The sequence below is a fragment of the Streptomyces sp. NPDC051136 genome (assembly GCF_044455745.1).
In the GTDB taxonomy this organism is placed as follows: domain Bacteria; phylum Actinomycetota; class Actinomycetes; order Streptomycetales; family Streptomycetaceae; genus Streptomyces.
In genome coordinates this window covers 104,370-124,607 of sequence record NZ_JBITFE010000005.1, presented here as the reverse complement: position 1 = coordinate 124,607, position 20,238 = coordinate 104,370, and the positions used below count along the sequence as shown (strand labels likewise).

Genomic DNA, 20,238 nt, shown 5'->3' with positions numbered 1-20,238 from the left:
GGTGCCCGGCCCCGTGCCCCGGGCCGCCGTCTCGGCGAGACTGCCGTCATGAGCATCGACACGAAGAGCGGCACCCGGCGGACCCGGCCCCCCGAGCGCACGACGCGGACGCGGGGCATGGCGCCGGCGGCCGTGCGGGGACTGGCCCTGACGTTCATCTCCCTGCCCGGGGCGGTGCTCTGCTTCTGCCTGACCCTGGTGTCCGTCGCCCTCGTCCCGATCGGCGTCGGCATCGTCACCACGCCGTACGTGCTGACCGGTGTGCGGATGTTCGCGGACTGGCGGCGGCTGCTCGCCGCCGAGTGGGGCGGGGTGCGCATCCAGCGTGCCTACCGGCCGCTGCCCGAGGGCGCCAATCCGTGGACGCGCACCTTCGGGATGCTCCGTGACCCGGCGACCTGGCGGGACCTCCGCTGGCTCCCGGTCGACATGACGGCGGGCTTCGTCACCGCGCTGCTGGCCTTCGCGCTGGTGGTGTACCCGCTGGAGGGGTTCACGCTCGCGGCCGGGCTGTGGCGGGTCTGGGACGACACCTACTGGTACGGCTTCGTGCCCGTGTCCGACCAGACCACCGCGTTGTACGCCGCCGCCCTGGGCGCCGTCCTCCTCGTCGCCGCCGCCTGGCTCGGCCCGCTCGCGCTGCGGGCCCACTTCCGGCTCACCGGTGCGCTCCTCCGCTCGGGCCAGACCGAACTCGCCGAGCGGGTACGGGTGCTGACCGAGACCCGGCGCGACGCCGTGGACACCTCCGCCGCCGAACTGCGCCGCATCGAACGCGACCTGCACGACGGGGCGCAGGCGCGGCTGGTCGCCATGGGCATGGACCTGGGCACCGTCGAGGCGCTGCTGGAGAAGGACCCGGGCAAGGCCAGGGAACTGCTGGCGCAGGCCCGGCGTTCCTCCGCCGACGCCCTGACCGAGCTGCGTGAGCTGGTGCGCGGCATCCACCCGCCGGTGCTCGCGGAGCGCGGGCTCGGCGACGCGGTGCGCGCCCTGGCGCTGCGCCTGCCGGTCGCCGTCGAGGTCGACGTGGACCTGCCCGGCCGCGCCGAGGCACCCGTCGAGTCGGCCGCGTACTTCGCGGTCAGCGAGGTCCTCACCAACGCCGTGAAGCACTCCGGCGCCGACCGGATGTGGGTCGACGTGCACCACCACGAGGGGAACCTGCGCGTCTCGGTCACCGACAACGGCAGGGGCGGCGCGGTGATCGGGGCGGGTTCGGGCCTGGCCGGGGTGGAGCGGCGACTGGGTACATTCGACGGCGTCCTGGCCGTCAGCTCGCCCGCGGGCGGCCCCACCATGGTCACCATGGAGATCCCTTGCGCGTTGTCCTAGCCGAAGACCTGTTCCTGCTGCGCGACGGACTGGTCCGGCTCCTGGAGGCCCACGACTTCGAGATCGCCGCGGCCGTCGAGACCGGCCCGGAGCTGTCCCGGGCCCTGGCCGAGCTGGAGCCGGACGTGGCCGTGGTCGACGTCCGGCTGCCGCCCACGCTCACCGACGAGGGCCTGCAGTGCGCGCTGGAGGCCCGCCGCAACAAGCCCGGGCTGCCGGTCCTGGTCCTCTCCCAGCACGTGGAGCAGCTGTACGCGCGCGAGTTGCTGGCCGACGGGAGCGGCGGAGTGGGTTACCTGCTCAAGGACCGGGTGTTCGACGCGGAGCAGTTCGTGGACGCCGTGCGCCGGGTGGCGGCGGGCGGTACCGCGATGGACCCGCAGGTCATCCAGCAGCTGCTCAGCCGGCGTGCGGCGGAGGACCGGCCGCTGGAGCGGCTCACCCCCCGTGAGCTGGAGGTGCTGGAACTGATGGCGCAGGGCCGGACCAACGCGGCGATCGCCGGCAAGCTCGTCGTCACGGAGCGGGCGATCGCGAAGCACACGGCGAACATCTTCGCGAAGCTGAGTCTGGAGGTCTCGGACGACGACAACCGCCGTGTGCTGGCGGTTCTGGCGTATCTGGACCGCGGTCGCTGACCTTCTCACGCGTCCCGCCCGTCCCACGGGACCCGGCAATTCCCGCCACGGGTGAACACCTCCGGAGCGGCTTCCGTATGAAGGGGAGCCGCTTCACTCCTGTCGGGCGCCCTCGATGCCCCGCAAGCGATGCCCCCGCAAGGAAGTCAGAGGAGTTCCATGGGACGCAACACAAGAAAACGCCGTACGCCGCTGGCCACCAAGATCGTTGCCGGGGCGGCGGCCCTGGCGGTCGGCGGGGGCGGGCTGGTCTGGGCCAACTTCTATGCTTCGGCGCACGAGGAGCACGGGGGCCACAACCGGACCAGGTCGGCCGCCGCGCAGGTCGCGACGATCGACTGCCCCGACGTCGGTCAGCAGATCCGGGACGTGCCGGACCGGGCGCGCGGAGAGGTGGATGGCGAACTGGCCACGATGGACAGCCAGATCACCGACGCCTACCAGCGTCTCGCCACGACACGGCGGGCGCAGGCGGGTGACGCGCAGTTCGTCGGCAACAGCATTCTCGGCCCGCTCAAGGAACGCCGGAAGGCGATCATCGACCGGATCCAGCTGGAGATCAACCGGGCCGGCGGCCGGGCCGACGACAACCTGGACGAGCTGGCCGGATGCCAGGGCCGTCCCGCCGACCAGATGCAGAACGGCGGCGGCCAGAACGGCGGAGACGGGCAGAACGGCGGAGACGGCCAGGACGGCGGAGACCAGAACGGGGACGGCCAGAACCAGGACGACAACGGCAATGGTGTCGCCGGTCCGGTCGCCGACGACTTCATCGACATCAACGACGTCCAGCCGAACTCCCGCAACAGCCGCAACGGTCTCGCCGCGAACGGCGACGGCGGTTCCACCGGCACCTTCACCACCGAGTGCGGCGTCAACGAGAACAACCTGTTCAACAGCGACAACCTGATCGCCGCCCCGGGTGTCGACAACGGCGCGCACCACACCCACGACTACGTCGGCAACCAGGACAACGACGCCTTCTCCAGCGACCAGGACCTCGCGGCCGCGGACACCTCCTGCCAGAACCAGGGCGACAAGTCCACGTACTACTGGCCGGTGCTGCGCCTCCAGGACGGTACGCAGGAGTTCGACGCGGGCGACCAGGGCGGTGGCGCGGAGGGCAACATCGGCAAGATCCTCAAGCCGGCCCAGGCAGAGATCAAGTTCGTCGGCAGCCGGCAGGGCGACGTGGTCGCGATGCCGAAGTTCCTGCGCGTCATCACCGGCGACGCCAAGTCCTTCACCAACGGCGACGCCAACGCCAACTCCTCGTGGAGCTGCTCGGGCTTCGAGGACCGCCAGGTGACGGACAAGTACCCGCTGTGCCCCGAGGGCAGTCAGGTGCTGCGCACGATCAACTTCCAGAGCTGCTGGGACGGCCAGAACATCGACAGCGCCAACCACCGGGACCACATGGCGTTCGTCCAGGAGGACGGCAGCTGCGCGAACGGCTTCCAGGCCGTCCCCCAGCTGCAGATCCGCCTCGCGTACGACATCCCCGCCCCGACCGTCGAGAACGGCCAGGTGCAGAACCCGTACGCCGTGGACAGCTTCCCGGAGCAGCTGCACAAGCCCATCACCGACCACAACGACTTCATCAACGTCATGGACGAGGACCTGATGAACGAGGTGGTCGACTGCATCAACCGCGGCGAGGACTGCCAGTAGCGGTCCAGGTCCGGCACGCGTGAGAGGGCCGGTGGCGGAGATCCGCCACCGGCCCTCCTCGTGTCACGCGCCCGGTCAGCCGGTGTGTCCGGCGTGCTCGCCGTGCCCCGCCGGGTGACCGCCGTCGCCGCCGTGCCGGGCGCCCTGCTCCAGGGTGCCGCCGAGCCGGCCGCGCAGGTCGGCGACCACGTCCTCGTGGCCGACGGCGACCCATTTGCGGCCGACGAGGTAGTAACCGCCGTAGTCCTTGGCCGTGTTGATCCACTCGCGCTGGCCGCGGTCGGTGGCGAAGGTGGCGAGGACGTACTTCCCGTCGCCCTTCCCGCACAGGGCCTGGCGGATGGTGTCGGCATCGGTCTGCAGGTCGGGCGTGCACTTCGCCTCGACGGCCAGGTGTTCCAGACTGCCGGTCGCCGTCTCGGGCACGGCGGCCTCGCCGTCCCCGTCGGCGCCGCAGCCGGCCAGCGTGAGGACCGCCGCAAGGGCGGCCGCCGCGAGCATCGGTCGGGTCAGCCTCATGTGTTCCTCCGGTCCGCTGGGGCGACATGCCGCACGGAGCCCCCGAGGGCTCTCGCCATCGATACGGGCGCGACGCGCGAAGTACTCAGGAACCCGGGTGCTCTTGTGCCGGGACCGTGCGAGAGTGGCGTGGTGGACCAGGACTGGGAACAGCGCGTGACGGCCGCCTGGGCGGCTTTCGACGACTACGCCGAGGACGATGCCGCCGACTTCCGTGCGGTCGTCGACGCCCTCGCAGACGAGTTGCCGGCCGACAGCCCCCTCGGCCTGTTCGAGCGGGCCTGCGCCTGGGACTCCACCGGCCACTCCGACCGTGCCGTGCCGCTGTACCGCGAGGCACTGGAGCGCGGACTCTCCGAGGCCAGCCCCTACAAGGGGCGCCGGGCGAAGATCCAGCTCTCCAGCTCCCTGCGGAACACCGGGCACCCGGAGGAGGGCGTGAAGCTGCTCTCGCCGGAACTGGTCGCACCGTCGGACGAGTTGGACGACGCCGTGCGGGCCGTGCTCGCGCTGTGCCTGTCGAGCATGGGCCGCGACCGGGAGGGCCTGGCCCTGGTGCTCGGCGCGCTGGCCCCCCATCTGCCCCGCTACCAGCGGTCGATGGCCCACTACGCGCGCCTCCTGGTGGAGCCGGAAGCGGAGTAGCGCGCCCCGGCGGGGGCGGCCCCACGGTGACCATCGCCCCGTTCGCTCGTTCTGCTGAACGTGCAGCCACAGGATGTCGCCCCGCGCCCCGCACCGTCCGCCGCCTCCCCGGCCGACCCGGTGGTGGACGTCGAGCAGGCCGAGGCCGCGCTCGTCGAGCACTATCCGCGCCTGGCCCGGCTGGCTTACCTGGTGCTGCCGCCGGGCCTCGGCCGCAGCCGCCGGGTGCTGACCGCGCACGCCCTCACCCAGCGCGCCCTGCCCCGGAACCGGACGACGACCCCGGTGATCCCGGCCCAGTCCACCGGCCGGGCGGTCGACCCCGGGTACGCCCTGGTCCGGCTGCGCGTGGTGCGTACGGCGCTGGAGGCCGGGCTGCCGCTGCGGCGCCGGGCGTGGCCGCGGCGGTCCCAGCTGCCGCCGCTGCTGCCGCACGTGCGGGGCCTCAAGCTCTTCCCGCGTTCCGGCGGCGCCGACGAACTCGCGCTGGACCAGCGGCTGTCCGCGCTCTCCGGGCCGGGCCGGGCGGCGTACGTGCTGCGCGGCCTGGAGCGGCTGCCCGACGACGGGGTGCGGCAGCTGCTCGACGCCGCCGGGGTCGCCGACCCGGAGGCGGCCCTGCGGGAGGCGGACGGGGTGCCGGGCCGGTACGGGCTGCTCGGCTCGCCCGAGTTCGACCCCTGCTCGCTGCAGGCCAGGCCGACCGATCTGCTGCGCCGGCGTCAGCACACCAGGGCCGCGCTGGTCGCCGGAGCCGCGCTGGTGGTGTGCGGGGCGCTGCTCGGGCTGCCCGGGGACGGGTGGGGGCCGGACGGCGCCGCCGCCCCGTCCTGGGCGCGCAACCCGGCGGCCGAGGCCGCGCTGGATCCCGGCAGGCTCACGAAGGCCGCGCCCGCCGCCTGGGAGACGTCCGCGCGCACCGACTTCTCGGTGTGGCCGGCGCGGGGTGGGCTCACCGGCGACGTGGAGCTGCTGCGCCGCGCCCTGGCCGTCTGGGCCCGGCCCGGCGAGAGCGTCGGGGTGTCCGCGACGCCGGGGACCGCGACCGGCGGTCCCGCGGGCCCGCCGCAGCTGCTGTACGCCGGGGAGGTGGACAACGCCCGGGTGGTCGTCCTGCACGACGGGCTGCGCCTGGTCAGGTACGCCGAGCCGAAGGACGGTTCCGCCGGCGCCGCCCTGGACTTCGCACGGACCGACGGGGCGGGCCGTGCCGAGGCGACCGCGGTGGTCCTGGGCCGGGCCGACGGCAACGTCCGCTACCTGACGGCACCCTGGGTGACGGGGGTGACCGGGCGGGATCTCGTCGAGCCGGTCTCCGGCACCAGGGAGCTGACGCTCACCGACGGGGTGACGTCCCCGCTGGCCAGCCCGGTGCAGCAGCGGTCCGGTGCGTGCACGTCGTGGAACGTGCTGGAGCTGACCGACGGTTCGCACACCCGGGTGGTGAGTGACCTGGGCGAGCTGGTGCCGGCCCGGCTCACCACCGGTCGTCCCGGTGCGGCGAAGGACGCCTCGGGCGCGAAGGCGCTGGCCGCCTGGGCGCCGTACGCCTGCTCGCTGGGCACGGTGCGCGGGCAGGGGGTGCGCTCGGTGAACGCCTGGGAGTTCGCGGCGCAGCCGCTGCCCGACGGGACGGGGTCGGGCGCGTGGGTGTGCACCCGCGCCGAGACCTGGCGCGGTGACGGGACGCGGGTGCTGGCGCAGTTCCGGACGCCGGGCGGGGCGCAGGGCGCGGTGGCGGCGAAGGCGCAGGACGTGCCGGCGTGCGGCGAGCGCGACCCGCACGTGCTGGCCGGGGTGCTGTGGAAGTCGGAGGGCGGGCACTGGTACCTGCTCGCGGCGGGCAGCCGGGGCACGAGGTCGGTCGAGGCCACCGGCGGGATCGACGACTCCGCCGACGGCAACCTGCTGACGGCGAAGGCCGAACAGGGCGCGCGGGCCCAGCTGACGGGGACGCTGGAGGACGGGCGGACGATCGGCGGGCTGCGCTAGCCCGGGCGCACACGGCGTCGCCCGGCTTGCTGACACTGACGTCAACAAGTACCGGCAGAAGGGTTCCGCACCGAGCTACCAGTCAGTACATTGACGCCATGTCCAACAAGCTTGTTCCGCTGTTCACCCGGCGGCCGAGGCCGACGGTCCTGCTCCTCGCGGCCGGTGCCGCGCTCGTCGTCGGCCGGGCGGTGCGGCGCCGGACACCGGGCTCGCCGGCGGGCACGGGTTCCGTCCCCCGCCCGCCGGCCACGGGACGGTCCCGCTCCTCGGCGTCGACGCTGCTGGTGACCGCGCACGAGCGGTTGGCCGACGGGGTGGTGCTGCTGCGCCTGGAGGGGACGGATCTGCCGCGCTGGGAGCCGGGCGCCCACCTGGACCTGGTGCTGCCCTCGGGCCTGGTCCGGCAGTACTCGCTGTGCGGCGACCCGGAGGACACCTCGTCGTACACCGTGGCCGCGCGGCTGGTCGAGGACGGGCGGGGCGGCTCGCGCGAGCTGCACGAGCAGGTGCAGGAGGGCACCGAGCTGGAGGTGCGCGGGCCGCGCAACCGCTTCCCGCTGGTCCAGGCACCCGCCTACGCGTTCGTCGCCGGGGGCATCGGCATCACGCCCGTGCTGCCGATGCTGCGGGCACTGCCCGAGGGCACCGAGTGGCGGCTGCTGTACGGCGGCCGGACGCGGGCGTCGATGCCGTTCCTGGAGGAGATCGAGAAGCTGGACCCGGACGGCGGCCATGTCACAGTGGTTCCCGAGGACGAGGACGGGCTGCCCGACGTCGGCGCCTTCCTTGCCGACCTGCCCGAGGGCGCGGCCGTCTACTGCTGCGGCCCGGAGGGCCTGATGACGGCCGTGGCGGAGCGCCTCCCCGACGGCGCCGCCCTGCACCTGGAGCGGTTCGCGCCGCGCACCACGGCCGACGGCGACGGGGAGTTCGAGGTCGAGCTGCACCGCAGCGGGCGCACGCTGACCGTGTCCGGCGACTCCTCGGTGCTGGCCGCCGTGCGCGCCGAGCTGCCGAACACCCCGTACTCCTGCGAGCAGGGCTGGTGCGGGACGTGCCAACAGAAGGTGCTGGAGGGAGAGATCGATCACCGGGACGATCTGCTGACCGACTCGGAGCGGGGCGACTCGATGCTCATCTGCGTGTCCCGCTGCCGGGGTACGCGGCTGGTGCTCGACATGTGAACCGCCGATGCCCGGTCCGATCCGGTCCGGCCCGTTCGAGGGCCGGATTCGATCGGTAAGGTGTTCGTATGACTACCGGGGTGCGCCGCAGAATGGGCGTCGAGGAGCGACGGCAGCAGTTGATCGGCGTCGCGCTCGATCTGTTCAGCCGCCGCTCGCCCGACGAGGTCTCCATCGACGAGATAGCGTCGGCGGCGGGCATCTCGCGCCCGCTGGTCTACCACTACTTCCCCGGCAAACTCAGCCTGTACGAGGCCGCGTTGAAGCGTGCCGCGGACGATCTGGCGGCCCGGTTCGCGGAGCCGAGGACCGGCCCGCTGGGCGCGCGGCTGCTGCGGGTCATGGGCCGCTACTTCGACTTCGTCGACGACCACGGCCCGGGTTTCTCGGCCCTGATGCGCGGCGGCCCGGCGGTGGGCTCGTCCACGGCCAACGCGCTCGTGGACTCCGTACGGCAGGCCGCGTATGTCCAGATCCTTTCGCACCTGGACGTCACCGAACCGCCCGCGCGTCTGGAACTGGTCGTCCGCTCCTGGATCTCGCTCGCCGAGTCGACGGCGCTGCTCTGGCTGGACGGGCGCCGCATCCCGCGCGCCGAGCTGGAGGCGCAGCTCGTGCAGGACTTCGGCGCGCTGCTGGCGGTGAGCGCCGCGCACGACGCGTGGATGGCCGCCCTCGTGCGCCGCGTGGTCGCGGCCGAGCCGGCCGACGGGCCCCTGGGGGCCCTGGCCGGCCGGCTCGCGGAACTGATCGGCTAGCCCTCGAACTTCCGGTACGACGGGTCCAGGTCGCGGACCTCGGCCGACAGGTGCAGCCGGATCCCGTCCCTGGGCTGTACGTGCTTGCGCAGCAGTTCCACCACGGCCTCGGTGAGCCGGGCCTTGGTGGCCTCGTCGCGTCCGGCGAGCAGGGCGATCGAGACGTTGACGACGGCGTGCCGGTCGCGCTCCGCTCCGACGACCTCGTCCTCGGTGACCGTCACCCGCGTCTTGCACGCCTCCGGTCGCGCCCCGGCCGTCTCGACGACCACCGGGTGCAGGGCGAGCGCGAACTCCTCCCAGTCGACGTCGTCGAGACGGGGGGAACGCTCGACACTGATCTGCGGCATGGGTGCTCCTGTTCTGCGGTGGACAGGAGCACCCTAACCGCGGCGTACTAGTGCGTGCGGGTGAAGACCGCCACCGTGCGGCCCGGCACCGTGAAGGTGCCCGATTCCTCCGCGTAGGCCGCCTTCTTCACGACCGGGTCCGTCCCCGACGCCTGCACCGGGTGCAGCCGGTAGCCGGTCCCGGCCGCCTCGGTCACCCGCTGGCGCTGCTCCTGCGGGGTCGCGTTGAAGACCACGACCAGGTCACCGAGGCTCATGGTGATCACGCCGGGGGTCTCCCGCGTGCCGGAGAGCGGGAAGGAGAGCCGGGACTGCACCTGCCCCGCCGTGGCCAGGGAGAAGTCCTTCTCGCCGGTGCGGATCCTCAGCAGGTCCCGGTACGCCGCCGAGGCGCCGGTGATCTGCGGGCAGCCGACCCGCACCGACCCCAGCAGGGGCTTGGCGTACGACCACTTGTCCCGGTTGTCGGCGGCCGGCGGCAGTCCGCGGCCGAAGCCGTTGCCGTCGCCGCAGTTCCAGTGGAGGGCGTTGAACCAGTCGCCGCTGTCGAAGGAGTTGCGGTCCAGCGACTTGGAGCGCAGCAGGTCGGTGCCGGCCTGGGAGAGCGCCGGGCCCTGCGAGAGGGCGGCGGTCGCCAGGGCGAGGACCTGCATGCGGGCCCGGTCGTCGGCGGAGGTGTCCTTCGGCAGCTTGAAGGCGAGCGCGTCGAACAGGGACTCGTTGTCGTGGGCGTCGGCGTAGGCGAGGGCGTCGCCGGGGGCCGCCGCGTATCCGGCGGGGGCGCCGTTGTAGTCGACCTCGGAGCCCTTGACCTCCTTGCCGTCGGTGCCGGTGAAGGCGTAGTCGGCGAGGTTGCCGCTCAGCCCGACCTTGATCAGGTCCTGGTAGTGCAGCAGTCGGGCCTTCTGCTCGGCCTCGGTGCCGTTGTCCGACGAGCCGTTGGGATCGGTGTAGAGGCCGGACGCGAAGCCCTGGACGCCGGGCTCCTCGTCGAAGGGGCCGCCGCCGCGCACGGCGTCACGGGCCCGGTCGGAGAAGGTGGCGATGCCGGTGCCGGCCATGTTCTTCTGGGTGGCCTGGACGAAGCGGGCGTCGTCGGCGACCTCCCCGAAGTTCCAGCCCTCGCCGTACAGGATGATCTTCTTGCCGTCGACGCCGTCCTTCTTGAGGGTCAGTGCGTCCAGTGCCTTCCTGACCGCGAGGATGTTGGCCTTGGGGTGGTGGCCCATGAGGTCGAAGCGGAAGCCGTCGACCTTGTACTCCTTGGCCCAGGTGACGACCGAGTCGACGACGAGCTTGCCCATCATGGCGTTCTCGGTGGCGGTGTTCGAGCAGCAGGTGCTGTTGGCCACCGAGCCGTCGGCGAGCAGCCGCTGGTAGTAGCCGGGCACGATCCGGTCGAGGACGCTCGTCCCTGCCTGGCCGCTCGCGGCCGTGTGGTTGTAGACGACGTCCATGACGACGCGCAGGCCGTCGTCGTTGAGGGCCTTGACCATCCTGCGGAACTCGACGGTGCGCCCGGTGCCGTCGGGGTCGGTGGCGTAGGAGCCCTCGGGGACCGTGTAGTGGTACGGGTCGTAGCCCCAGTTGAAGGCGTCCTTGGCGGCGGCCTTCGTCACGCACTCCTGCTGCTGCTCGGAGTCGGCCGGGTAGGAGGCGAGGTCGCAGTCGGGCGCAGTCTGCTCGGACTTCTTCTCGGGAACGGTGGCGATGTCGAAGGCGGGCAGCAGGTGCACGTAGGACGTGCCGGCCTCGGCCAGCTCGCGCAGGTGCTTCGAGCCGTCGCTGTCCTTGTCGGTGAAGGCGAGGTAGGTGCCGCGGTGGTCCGCGTCCGCCGTCGGGTCGGCGACGGAGAAGTCCCGGATGTGCAGCTCCTGGATCTGGGCGTCCCGCAGCGGCACCGCCTCGGGCTTCCGGTAGCCGTCCCAGCCGCGCGGGGCGAGGGAGCGGTCGTCCAGGTCGACGACGAGGCTGCGCTCGGAGTCGGTGGTCAGGGCGAGGGAGTACGGGTCGGTGACCTTGTTGGTGACGACCTTGCCGACGGTGGGCGCCCACACCTTGACGGCGTACCGGTAGGCCTTGCCCTGCCAGGACTTCGGGCCGGTGACGGACCAGACGCCGGAGGCGTCGTCGCGGCGCATCCGCACGGTGCGGCCGTCGATCTCCAGGGACACGTCCTGCGCGGTCGGTGCCCACACGGAGAGCGTGGGCCGGCCGTGGCGGAAGACCGGGCCGAGGCCGGCCTTGGCCGCCCGGTCCGCGTACAGGTCGTCCAGGACGCCGGCGGTCTGCACGCCGGTCGTCGCGAGCAGGGCACCGCCGGCGGTGCGCTGGGCGGCGACGACCTGGCCGCGCAGGGCCTCACGGACCCGGTCGCGGTCGCGCGGGTCGACCGACCAGGCGGTGTACTCCTTCAGGTGCGGGAACTTCGCCTTCTGGGCGTCGGTGAGGGCGCCCTTCGTCAGGCGCAGCCACCGCTGGTCGTCGCCGGTGAGCCGGCCGCCTTCGGCGGTGACGGAGCCGGTGCGGGAGGCGACCAGCTGGGTGGAGGCGGCGCCCTCCGAGCCGTTCCAGGCGACGGTGTCCCGGTCGATCCAGACGGCCTTGGAGGTGGTGAGGTCGACGGCCGCCGCGGAGCCCGCGGGCTGCGGCAGCAGGTACTCCTCCTGACCGCTCAGCAGCCACACATCGTGACCGTCGGCCTTGAGGTCCAGGGCCTGGTCGGTGGGCAGGTCCTTCTCGTCGCCCTTGTGCACGATGTAGCTGAGGCTGCTCGCGCCCTCGGTGAGGGGCACTTCGAAGACGGCGCCGTACGCGTCGGTCCTCACCGGCTGGAGGGGCTTGGCCCAGTCGGTGGGGTTCGCGGCGTCGCCCCAGACGTGCAGGCCCCAGCCGTCGTAGTCGCCGTCGGCGCGCTTGTAGTGGAGTACGGCCTTGCCGGTGTCCTGGGCCGGGTATTCGGGCCGCTCCGTGGTGACCTGCTCCTTGCCCTGCTCGATCCACACCTCGCCGGTCTCGGTGACGTCGATGGTGCGGTCGGCGGCGACGTCCTTGTCGCCGTCCTTGTCGATGACGAGGAAGTTCACGTCGGACGCGCCGGGCTTGAGCTTGACGTAGGCGAAGGCGCCGTAGGCGTCCCGGCCGGTGAAGGGGTGGGTCCCGGGCCAGGTGGTCGCCTCGCCGTCGGCGAGGTCGCCCCAGGCGTACAGGCCCCAGTCGTCGTAGTTCCCGTCCGCGCGCTTGTAGTGGACGACGGCGTAGTCGCGGGAGGCGGCGGTGGGCACCTCCTCGGCGGGCGGGGTGCCGGTGGTGGAGGCGGCGGTGGCGCTCGCGGTGCGGCCCGCCGAGTCCACGACGACCGCCTTGTAGCGCAGGGCGGTGCCGGCGGGGGTGCCCGCGCCGATGGTCTGGGTGACCTTGTAGGGGGCGTGGTCGGCCGTGCCCAGGGTGCGCCACTTCCCGTCGCCCGTCTGGGCGGCGAAGACGACGCGGTCGAGCTGTCCGCCGGTGACGTCGGCGGTCAGCTCGACGGTGCCGGTGGCGCCGGGATCCGGGGCGCGGAGGGTGATCGCCGGCTTGGCGGCGGGCGCCGCGAGCCTGCCCGCGGCCTTGAGGACGACGGCCGACCCGGCCGGGACGGTGACGGTGACCTTCGTGTCGGCGCCCGACTTCACGGTGGCGCCGGTGCCGTAGAGGCCGCGGAAGGTCATGTTCGCCGAGCCGGTGGTGAAGGCGGCGCTCTTCGCGGTGTCGGCGTTGTTGAAGGCGACGACGTACTCGGTGCCGGTCTTCGCGTCGGTGCGGGAGAAGGCGTAGACGCCGGGGCCGTCGGCCGCGTAGCGCTCGGTCTGGACGCCGTCGGCGAGGGCCGGGTTGGCCTTGCGCAGCCGGGCGAGGGCGCTGATCTGCCGGTAGAGCGGCGCGTCCGTGTCGTAGGCGGCCTCGGCGTGGGTGCGGTCGGTGCCGAGCTGGTCGTCGTCGAGGTAGTCCGCGGTGCGGGAGGCGAACATCGGCTGGCGGGCGTCCTTGTCGCCGCCGGCGCCGGTGAAGCCCTGCTCGTCGCCGTAGTAGACCACCGGGTTGCCGCGGCTGAGGAACATCAGCTCGTTGGCGAGCCTGTCCTTCTTCAGCAGCTCGGCGTCGGTGGCGTCCGGGTCGTCCTGCTTCAGGAAGGTCCCGATGCGGCCCATGTCGTGGTTGCCGAGGAAGGTGACCTGCTCGTAGGCGTTGGCCTTGTCGGTCGTGTACTTGTAGTCGTCGCCGAAGACCGAGGCGAGCTTCCGGGCGCTGCCGCCCTGGGAGGCGTACGCGCGGGCCGCGTCCTGGAAGGGGAAGTCCAGGGTGGAGTCCAGGCGGCCCTCGGTGACGTAGGGCGCGGTGACGGAGGTGTCGGCGGAGTAGACCTCGCCGAACATGAAGAAGTCGTCGCGGCCCTTCTTGGCGGCGTAGGCGTCCAGTGCGGTCGCCCACTGGGTCCAGAACTCCATGTCGACGTGCTTCACGGTGTCGATCCGGAAGCCGTCGATGGCGAAGTCCTTCACCCACCGCTGGTAGATCTTCTCCATGCCGCCGACGACCTCGGGCCGCTCGGTCCACAGGTCGTCGAGGCCGTTGAAGTCGCCGTAGGTGGCGGACTCGCCGGCCCAGGTGGAGTCGCCCCGGTTGTGGTACATCGCCGGGTCGTTGAGCCAGGAGGGGACCTTGAGGTTCTTCTTGGCGGGCGGGACGACGGGGGTGCGCGGGAAGGCGTCGGTGTCCACCCGGGGGAAGCCGCTGCCGCCGTCCGCGTAGTCGGCGTCGTCGAAGGGCTCGCCGTCCTCGGTCAGGTACGGGAAGGCGCCCTTGGAGAGGTAGCCGTAGGACTTCTCCTCGTAGTCGACGACGTCGGCGGTGTGGTTGGTGATGACGTCGAAGAAGACCTTCATGCCCTTGGCGTGGGCCTTGGAGATGAGGTTCTTCAGGTCCTGGTTGGTGCCGAAGTGCGGGTCGACCTGGGTGAAGTCGGTGATCCAGTAGCCGTGGTAGCCGGCCGAGGCGTCCTTGCCGGTGCCCTGCACGGGCTGGTTCTTGAAGATGGGCGCCATCCAGATGGAGGTGGTGCCCAGGCCCTTGATGTAGTCGAGCCTCTCGGTCAGGCCCTTGAGGTCGCCGCCCTGGTAGAAGCCCTTGTCGGTGGGGTCGTAGCCGGTGCTGAGCCGGGTGCCGGTCAGGCCGCCCTCGTCGTTGCGGGTGTCGCCGTTGGCGAAACGATCCGGCAGGACGAAGTAGAACTGCTCACGGGTCAGGTCGTGGCGTGCGGCGGTCTTCGCCAGCTGCGCGTCGGACGGGGGCGCGGGCGGGGCGTCGGCGCGCGCGGCGAGCGGGGGGAGCAGGGCGGCGGCGAGCGCGGTCACGGTGACGGCCGCGACCCGTCTCACTCGTGCGGTACGGCGCGCGTCAGGCACCGGCCATCTCGGTATCACAGGCGTGAGCTCCTTGCGAGTACGGCTCGTTGGGTCCGACCCCGGCGAGACCGTAGCGCTGCCGCAAGTCTTGCGGCAAGACTTGCGAAAGTAACAGAAAGGATTTTCACCGGACTTGCTCAGGCCGTCCGGGCGCCGCGGCGGACACGCGAAGGGCCCGCCGTCTCCCCGGGGGGAGGCGGCGGGCCCTTCAGCGGTCCGGACGGGGCGTCAGGCCCTCGTCAGCCGGTCGTCCACCACACCGTCGTGTCCGCGGGCACCTTGGCCTCGCCGGCCGCCTCGGTGATCTCCCCGCTGGCCAGCAGCACGCGGCCGTACGCGGGCATCGCCACCGACTCGCCGGTGGTGTTGGCGACGCACACGAACTCCCCGCGCCGGAAGGCGACGACGCCCTCGGGGGCCCGCAGCCACTCGACCGCGTCACCCGCGCCGAGGTCGGTGGTGGAGCGGCGGACGGCCAGGGCCTCGCGGTACAGCTCCAGGGTCGAGCCGGGCGCGCCGGTCTGCGCCTCGACGCTCAGCTCGCCCCAGCCGGCCGGCTGGGGCAGCCAGCTGCCGCCGTCGCCGAAGCCGTACGAGGAGCCCTCGCGGGTCCACGGGATCGGCACCCGGCAGCCGTCGCGGAAGCCGTCCTGGCCGGCGCCGCGGAAGTACGCCGGGTCCTGGCGCACCTCGTCGGGCAGGTCGACGACGTCCGGGAGGCCCAGCTCCTCGCCCTGGTAGACGTAGGCCGAGCCGGGCAGCGCCAGCATCAGCAGGGTCGCGGCGCGGGCCCTGCGCAGGCCCAGTGCGCGGTCACCGGCCAGGCGGATCTGGGTGCCGAGGCCCGCCGGGTTGGCGAAGCGGGTGGCGTGCCGGGTGACGTCGTGGTTGGACAGCACCCAGGTGGCGGGGGCGCCGACCGGGCGCATGGCGTCCAGGGTGCGGTCGATGACCGTGCGCAGTTCCCCGGCGTCCCAGTGGGTGCCCAGGTACTGGAAGTTGAACGCCTGGTGCAGTTCGTCGGGGCGGACGTAGTTGGCGGTGCGCTCGACGGTCGGGGTCCACGCCTCGGCGACGAAGATCCTCTCCCCCGAGTACTCGTCGAGGATGCGCCGCCACTGCCGGTAGATCTCGTGCACGCCGTCCTGGTCGAAGAACGGCATGACATCGTTGCCCAGCAGCTTCAGCTGCTCGTGCGATCCAAGGTCGGGCAGGCCCTCGGCCTTCACCATGCCGTGTGCGACGTCGATGCGGAAGCCGTCCACGCCCATGTCCAGCCAGAAGCGCAGGATGGAGCGGAACTCGTCGCCGACGGCCGGGTGCTCCCAGTTGAAGTCGGGCTGCTCGGGCGCGAAGAGGTGCAGGTACCACTCCCCCGGCGTGCCGTCGGGTTCGGTGACCCGGGTCCAGGCGGGGCCGCCGAAGATGGACTCCCAGTCGTTGGGCGGAAGTTCGCCGTTCTTCCCCTTGCCGGGGCGGAAGTGGTAGCGGTCCCGGGAGGGGGAGCCGGGGCCCTCGGCGAGGGCGCGCTTGAACCACTCGTACTGGTCGGAGGAGTGGTTCGGGACCAGGTCGACGATGATGCGCAGGCCCAGCGCGTGGGCGTCGCGGATCAGCGCGTCGGCGTCCAGCAGGGTGCCGAACATGGGGTCGACGGCCCGGTAGTCGGCGACGTCGTAGCCGGCGTCGGCCTGCGGGGAGGCGTAGAAGGGGCTGAGCCACACGGCGTCCACGCCCAGGTCGCGCAGGTAGGGCAGGCGGGTGCGGACACCCTCCAGGTCGCCCATGCCGTCGCCGTTGCTGTCGGCGAAGCTGCGCGGGTACACCTGGTAGATGACCGCGTCCCGCCACCAGTCGCGGCGCTCGGAGACGGTGGCGACGGCGGAGGTGGGGGCCGGTGCGGCGGAGTGCTGCTGGCTCATGTCGTCCTTGGTACGTAACGGAAGCGGAGTGGAGGCGTGGGGGCGGAAGAGGCGGCCGGCCGCGGTGCTGCGGGGTCGGATGGGCACCGCGGCCGGACGTTTCCGGGGCGGGCTCAGCCCTTCGTGCCGCCTGCGGTGAGGCCGGTCACCAGGTTCTTCTGCACGAGGTAGAAGAACGCGGAGACGGGTATCGCGACGAGCACGGCGGTGGCCGCCATCAAGTTGCGCTGCGCGTCGTGTTCGCTGACGAAGCTCTGCAGTCCGACGGCGAAGGTGTACTTCGTGTCGCTCAGCATGAACGTCGAGGCGAAGGCGACCTCGCCGAACGCGGTGATGAAGCTGTAGAAGCCGGCGACCGCGAGGCCCGGCCGGGCCAGCGGCAGGATCAGCCGGAAGAAGGTGCCGAACGGGGTCAGCCCGTCGACGCGCCCGGCCTCGTCGATCTCGAACGGGATGGTGTCGAAGTAGCCCTTGAGCAGCCACGCGCAGTACGGCACCGCGGTGGAGCAGTAGACCAGGATCAGGCCGAAGTAGTTGTCGATGAGCTGGAGCTTCGACAGGATCTGGTACATCGGCACGATCAGGACCGCGATCGGGAACATCTGGGTGACCAGCAGGACCCACATGAGCTTCCGGTAGCCCGGGAAGCGCATCCGGGAGACCGCGTAGCCGGTCGTCGCGGCGACCAGCACACCGATGACGGTGGTGCCCAGCGACACGATCAGCGAGCTCTTCAGCCAGTCGAAGAAGTTGGTGTCCTGGAGGACGAACGAGTAGTTGTCGAACGTCATCTTCGACCAGATGCGCCCCGGGTGCAGGTAGTCGTTCTTGTCCGGGCCGAGGGAGAGGAAGACCAGCCAGGCGACCGGGAAGAGCGCGACGAGGCTCGCGAGGGTCAGCACGCCGTGCGAGGCGAGGGACGCGGCGCGGCTGCGTTCGCCGCGGCCGCGGACCTTGCGCGGCGGCGCGGTGGACGCGGTGACCTGCTCGGCGGGGGCCTTGGTGGGCGCGGTGCTTGTACTCATGGCGGCTCCTGCCTCAGTTCGCGAGCTGCTGCTCATTGCGGTTCAGCCAGCGGCGGTAGAAGGAGGTGAAGACGATCAGGATGGCCAGCAGCAGGATGCCGTAGGCCGCGGACTGCGCGAAGTCGCGCGGCTGCTGCCCGAAGCCGAGCTGGTACGCCCAGGTGACGAGGATCTGCGCGTCGGGGGCGGTGTTGCCGAACAGCAGGAAGATCACGGCGAACTGGTTGAAGGTCCAGATGATGCCGAGCAGCACGACGGTGGAGCTGACCGACCGCAGGCCGGGGAGCGTGACGTAGCGGAAGCGCTGCCAGGCGTTGGCGCCGTCCATCTCGGAGGCCTCGTAGAGGCTGTTGTCGATCGACTGGAGGCCGCCGAGGAGCGAGACCATCATGAACGGCACGCCGCACCAGGTGTTGACCATGATGGCGGAGAACCGCTGCCAGAAGGTGTCCTCCAGCCAGGCGGGGGTCGGCAGGTGCAGCCAGTCGAGGACGGCGTTGATGATGCCCTCGTCGGCGAGCATGAAGCGCCAGCCGAAGACGGTGACGAAGGTGGGCACGGCCCAGGGCAGCACCAGGATCAGCCGGTAGAGGGTGCGGCCGCGCAGCTTCTGGTTGAGCAGCAGGGCGAGCCCGAGGCCGATGAAGAAGTGCAGGCCGACGCAGACGGCCGTCCACACGATGGTCCAGATGAAGTGCGACCAGAAGCGGTCGTAGGCCGTGGGGCCCCACAGGATGTCGGCGTAGTTGTCCAGGCCGACGAACTTGTAGGTGGCCTCGATCTCGTTGACGCCGATGGTGCGCGCGCTGTTGAGGCTGTTGGCGTCGGTGAGGGTCAGGTAGAGGCCGTAGCCCAGCGGGTACAGCACGAGGACGCCGATCACGACGGCCACCGGCGCGATCATGGCGTAGGCGTACCAGTGCTTCTGGTAGCCGTCTTTCAGACGCCGGCCGAGGCCGGGCCGCGGGGTGCGGTCACCGCGGCGCTTGCCGGTCGCGCGGTCGATGGTGACTGTCATGGTTCGACACCTTCGGGAGCATCAGGAAGATCGGGGGTGCGGCGCACGGCCGGTGACCGCCGGGTCCCTCCCTCGGGGGCCCGGCGGTCGGGTGGATCTACTTGCTGAAGTCCGGCACCAGCTTGGCGATGGCGGTCTCGACGTCGCTCAGGCCCTCGTCCAGGGACTTCTTGCCGCCGGCGATCTGGGGCAGCTCGTCGTCCAGCGGCGTCCACAGGGAGCTGTACTCCGGCAGCGCCGGGCGCGGCTGGGCGGCGGGCAGGACCGTCTGGAAGCCGGCGATGCCCGGGTCGGCCTTGACCTTGTCGGTGTAGGCGTCGTCGCGGGTGGGCAGCGTGGAGTTCTTCAGGGCGACGGTCTCCTGGGACTTCGCCGAGGTCATGAAGTTCACGAACTTCAGCGCGGCCTCCTGGTGCGCCTTGTCCGAACCGGCGTAGACCGACAGGTTGTGGCCGCCGGTCGGGGCGCCCGCCTTGCCGGTGGTGCCGGCCGGGACGGTGGCGATGCCGAGGTTGTTCTTGTCCTTGAACGCCGTGCCCTTGTAGAAGTTGGTGATCTCCCACGGGCCCTGGACGATCGAGGCGACCTTGCCGCTGACGAACGCCTCCTGGATGTGGGCGTAGGCGTCGGCGGTGGTGTCGGCCTTGTGCAGGCCCTTGCCGTCGAACAGGCTCAGCCAGGTGCCGTAGCCCTTCTTGGCCGCGGCCGAGTTGACGGTGACCTTCTTGGCGTCGGCGTCGACCGTGTCGGTGCCCTCGCCGTACAGGAACGGCTGCGCGTAGTAGCCGGCCGTGGAGGCCCAGTAGCCGTCGGCGCCGGTCTTGTCCTTGATGGTGGCGGCGGCCTTCTTGAGGTCGTCCCAGGTCTTGGGGGCCTCGACGCCGGCCTTCTCGAACAGTTCCTTGTTGTAGACGAAGGCGAGGGTGTCGGTGACCAGCGGCACGCCGTAGGTCTTGCCCTCGTACTTGGCCTGCTCGATCAGGTTGGGCTGGAACTTGTCCTGCTCGGCGAGGGCCTCGGTGCCGTCCAGCGGCAGGAAGAAGCCCTTCTTGGCGAAGGCGGGCGTCCAGCCGACCTCGGAGCGCAGCACGTCGGGGGCGCCCTTGGAGCCTGCGGCGGTGTCGAACTTGTTCTGCGCCTGGTCGAAGGGGACGTTGACGAAGTTGACCTTGACGCCCTTGTTGGCGGCCTCGAACTCCTTGACCAGGGCCTTGTAGGTCGGCGCCTCGTTGGTCGCGTTGGAGGTGTCCCAGTAAGTGATGGTGACCGGTCCGCCCGACTCGCTGTCGCTGTCGCCGTCCCCGCCGCACGCCGTCGCCGCCAGGGCGAGGGACGCCACCAGCGCGGTGGCCGCTATGCCACGCCGCATGAGTTCTCCTTGAGGGTGAAAAGCCCGTGTCGTGCAGGGTGCGGGCCCGTCCGCCGCTCCTGCCGATGTCGGCCGCGTCGTTGCCGCCGCCGAGCGACGTGAACGTAACAGCGTTGAAAGCCCGGCGAAAGGTCTTGCAGCAAAAATGTGCAAGAGATCTCCGAAGTTATCCGGGCGTGACCTCCCGGCGACCGCCATGAGACGCTTGTTTACGGGGCCCGAGCGGTATCGGGCGGGTTGTGCAAGACTCTGCAAGCTCTTGCCGCCACTTTCTCGAGGGAGCGCGATGACGCAGCAGCCCGCGCCGGGCCGTCCGACGGGCCGCCCAACAGGCCGTCCACGGCGCCCGATCGGTGTGCAAGGAG

General features: G+C 71.6%; 14 protein-coding genes. 7 read left to right on the top strand and 7 right to left on the bottom strand.

The window, feature by feature from the left end:
- The first annotated feature begins 48 nt into the window (after window positions 1–48).
- The 3 genes from ACIBCJ_RS15825 (at window position 49) to ACIBCJ_RS15815 (ending at window position 3,644) form a co-directional block, all read left to right on the top strand.
- Window positions 49–1,335 carry a sensor domain-containing protein gene (locus tag ACIBCJ_RS15825; RefSeq protein ID WP_365980119.1) on the top strand — a complete coding sequence of 429 codons (1,287 nt, stop codon included), beginning with the start codon at window positions 49–51 and terminating at the stop codon, window positions 1,333–1,335.
- The gene (locus ACIBCJ_RS15820) at window positions 1,320–1,973 is read left to right on the top strand and encodes a response regulator transcription factor (RefSeq protein ID WP_362103042.1); all 654 of its coding nucleotides are present in this window, start codon (window positions 1,320–1,322) and stop codon (window positions 1,971–1,973) included. The genes ACIBCJ_RS15825 and ACIBCJ_RS15820 overlap by 16 nt, the downstream gene beginning before the upstream one ends.
- Window positions 1,974–2,132: 159 nt before the next feature.
- A complete protein-coding gene (locus ACIBCJ_RS15815) occupies window positions 2,133–3,644 on the top strand; it encodes a DUF1996 domain-containing protein (protein ID WP_365980118.1) in 1,512 nt (503 codons plus the stop codon).
- A 75-nt stretch (window positions 3,645–3,719) separates the two neighbouring features.
- On the opposite strand, the gene ACIBCJ_RS15810 is transcribed toward ACIBCJ_RS15815, so the two are convergent.
- Window positions 3,720–4,163 (bottom strand): hypothetical protein, encoded by a 444-nt coding sequence (locus tag ACIBCJ_RS15810; protein WP_362103046.1) that lies wholly within the window; start codon window positions 4,161–4,163, stop codon window positions 3,720–3,722.
- 129 nt (window positions 4,164–4,292) lie between these two features.
- Between ACIBCJ_RS15810 and ACIBCJ_RS15805 the strand changes: the two genes are divergently transcribed.
- From ACIBCJ_RS15805 to ACIBCJ_RS15790, 4 genes are all read left to right on the top strand, one after another.
- On the top strand, window positions 4,293–4,808 hold the full coding sequence (locus ACIBCJ_RS15805) for a tetratricopeptide repeat protein (RefSeq protein ID WP_362103048.1): 516 nt from the start codon (window positions 4,293–4,295) through the stop codon (window positions 4,806–4,808).
- 60 nt (window positions 4,809–4,868) lie between these two features.
- Window positions 4,869–6,800, top strand: coding sequence for a hypothetical protein (locus ACIBCJ_RS15800; RefSeq protein WP_365980117.1), 1,932 nt, complete (start codon window positions 4,869–4,871; stop codon window positions 6,798–6,800).
- A gap of 98 nt (window positions 6,801–6,898) precedes the next feature.
- Entirely contained in the window at window positions 6,899–7,987 is a 1,089-nt protein-coding gene (locus ACIBCJ_RS15795) for a PDR/VanB family oxidoreductase (protein WP_365980116.1), read from the top strand.
- Between the two features lie 68 nt (window positions 7,988–8,055).
- Window positions 8,056–8,745, top strand: coding sequence for a TetR/AcrR family transcriptional regulator (locus ACIBCJ_RS15790; protein WP_362507635.1), 690 nt, complete (start codon window positions 8,056–8,058; stop codon window positions 8,743–8,745).
- Here ACIBCJ_RS15790 and ACIBCJ_RS15785 read toward each other — a convergent pair.
- The 6 genes from ACIBCJ_RS15785 to ACIBCJ_RS15760 all read right to left on the bottom strand — a co-directional run bounded on the left by ACIBCJ_RS15785 (window position 8,742) and on the right by ACIBCJ_RS15760 (window position 19,873).
- On the bottom strand, window positions 8,742–9,095 hold the full coding sequence (locus ACIBCJ_RS15785; protein WP_362103056.1) for an isomerase: 354 nt from the start codon (window positions 9,093–9,095) through the stop codon (window positions 8,742–8,744). The two genes, ACIBCJ_RS15790 and ACIBCJ_RS15785, sit on opposite strands and share 4 nt — an antisense overlap.
- A 47-nt stretch (window positions 9,096–9,142) precedes the next feature.
- Entirely contained in the window at window positions 9,143–14,557 is a 5,415-nt protein-coding gene (pulA, locus tag ACIBCJ_RS15780) for a pullulanase-type alpha-1,6-glucosidase (RefSeq protein WP_365980113.1), read from the bottom strand.
- 221 nt (window positions 14,558–14,778) lie between these two features.
- Complete coding sequence (locus ACIBCJ_RS15775; RefSeq protein ID WP_365980112.1) at window positions 14,779–16,461, bottom strand: glycoside hydrolase family 13 protein; 1,683 nt, start codon at window positions 16,459–16,461, stop codon at window positions 14,779–14,781.
- A gap of 113 nt (window positions 16,462–16,574) precedes the next feature.
- Entirely contained in the window at window positions 16,575–17,486 is a 912-nt protein-coding gene (locus ACIBCJ_RS15770) for a sugar ABC transporter permease (protein ID WP_133888304.1), read from the bottom strand.
- Window positions 17,487–17,499: 13 nt separating this feature from the next.
- Window positions 17,500–18,504 carry a sugar ABC transporter permease gene (locus tag ACIBCJ_RS15765; RefSeq protein WP_362103064.1) on the bottom strand — a complete coding sequence of 335 codons (1,005 nt, stop codon included), beginning with the start codon at window positions 18,502–18,504 and terminating at the stop codon, window positions 17,500–17,502.
- 97 nt (window positions 18,505–18,601) lie between these two features.
- Entirely contained in the window at window positions 18,602–19,873 is a 1,272-nt protein-coding gene (locus ACIBCJ_RS15760) for an extracellular solute-binding protein (RefSeq protein WP_362103066.1), read from the bottom strand.
- Window positions 19,874–20,238: the final 365 nt, after the last annotated feature.

What these genes read in the sequence shown, in the direction of transcription:
- ACIBCJ_RS15825 (WP_365980119.1), top strand. Translation starts at nt 49, where the DNA reads ATGAGCATCGACACGAAGAGCGGCACCCGGCGGACCCGGCCCCCCGAG.
- ACIBCJ_RS15815 (WP_365980118.1), top strand. Translation starts at nt 2,133, where the DNA reads ATGGGACGCAACACAAGAAAACGCCGTACGCCGCTGGCCACCAAGATC.
- ACIBCJ_RS15810 (WP_362103046.1), bottom strand. Translation starts at nt 4,163, where the DNA reads ATGAGGCTGACCCGACCGATGCTCGCGGCGGCCGCCCTTGCGGCGGTC.
- ACIBCJ_RS15795 (WP_365980116.1), top strand. Translation starts at nt 6,899, where the DNA reads ATGTCCAACAAGCTTGTTCCGCTGTTCACCCGGCGGCCGAGGCCGACG.
- ACIBCJ_RS15790 (WP_362507635.1), top strand. Translation starts at nt 8,056, where the DNA reads ATGACTACCGGGGTGCGCCGCAGAATGGGCGTCGAGGAGCGACGGCAG.
- ACIBCJ_RS15785 (WP_362103056.1), bottom strand. Translation starts at nt 9,095, where the DNA reads ATGCCGCAGATCAGTGTCGAGCGTTCCCCCCGTCTCGACGACGTCGAC.
- ACIBCJ_RS15775 (WP_365980112.1), bottom strand. Translation starts at nt 16,461, where the DNA reads ATGAGCCAGCAGCACTCCGCCGCACCGGCCCCCACCTCCGCCGTCGCC.
- ACIBCJ_RS15770 (WP_133888304.1), bottom strand. Translation starts at nt 17,486, where the DNA reads ATGAGTACAAGCACCGCGCCCACCAAGGCCCCCGCCGAGCAGGTCACC.
- ACIBCJ_RS15765 (WP_362103064.1), bottom strand. Translation starts at nt 18,504, where the DNA reads ATGACAGTCACCATCGACCGCGCGACCGGCAAGCGCCGCGGTGACCGC.
- ACIBCJ_RS15760 (WP_362103066.1), bottom strand. Translation starts at nt 19,873, where the DNA reads ATGCGGCGTGGCATAGCGGCCACCGCGCTGGTGGCGTCCCTCGCCCTG.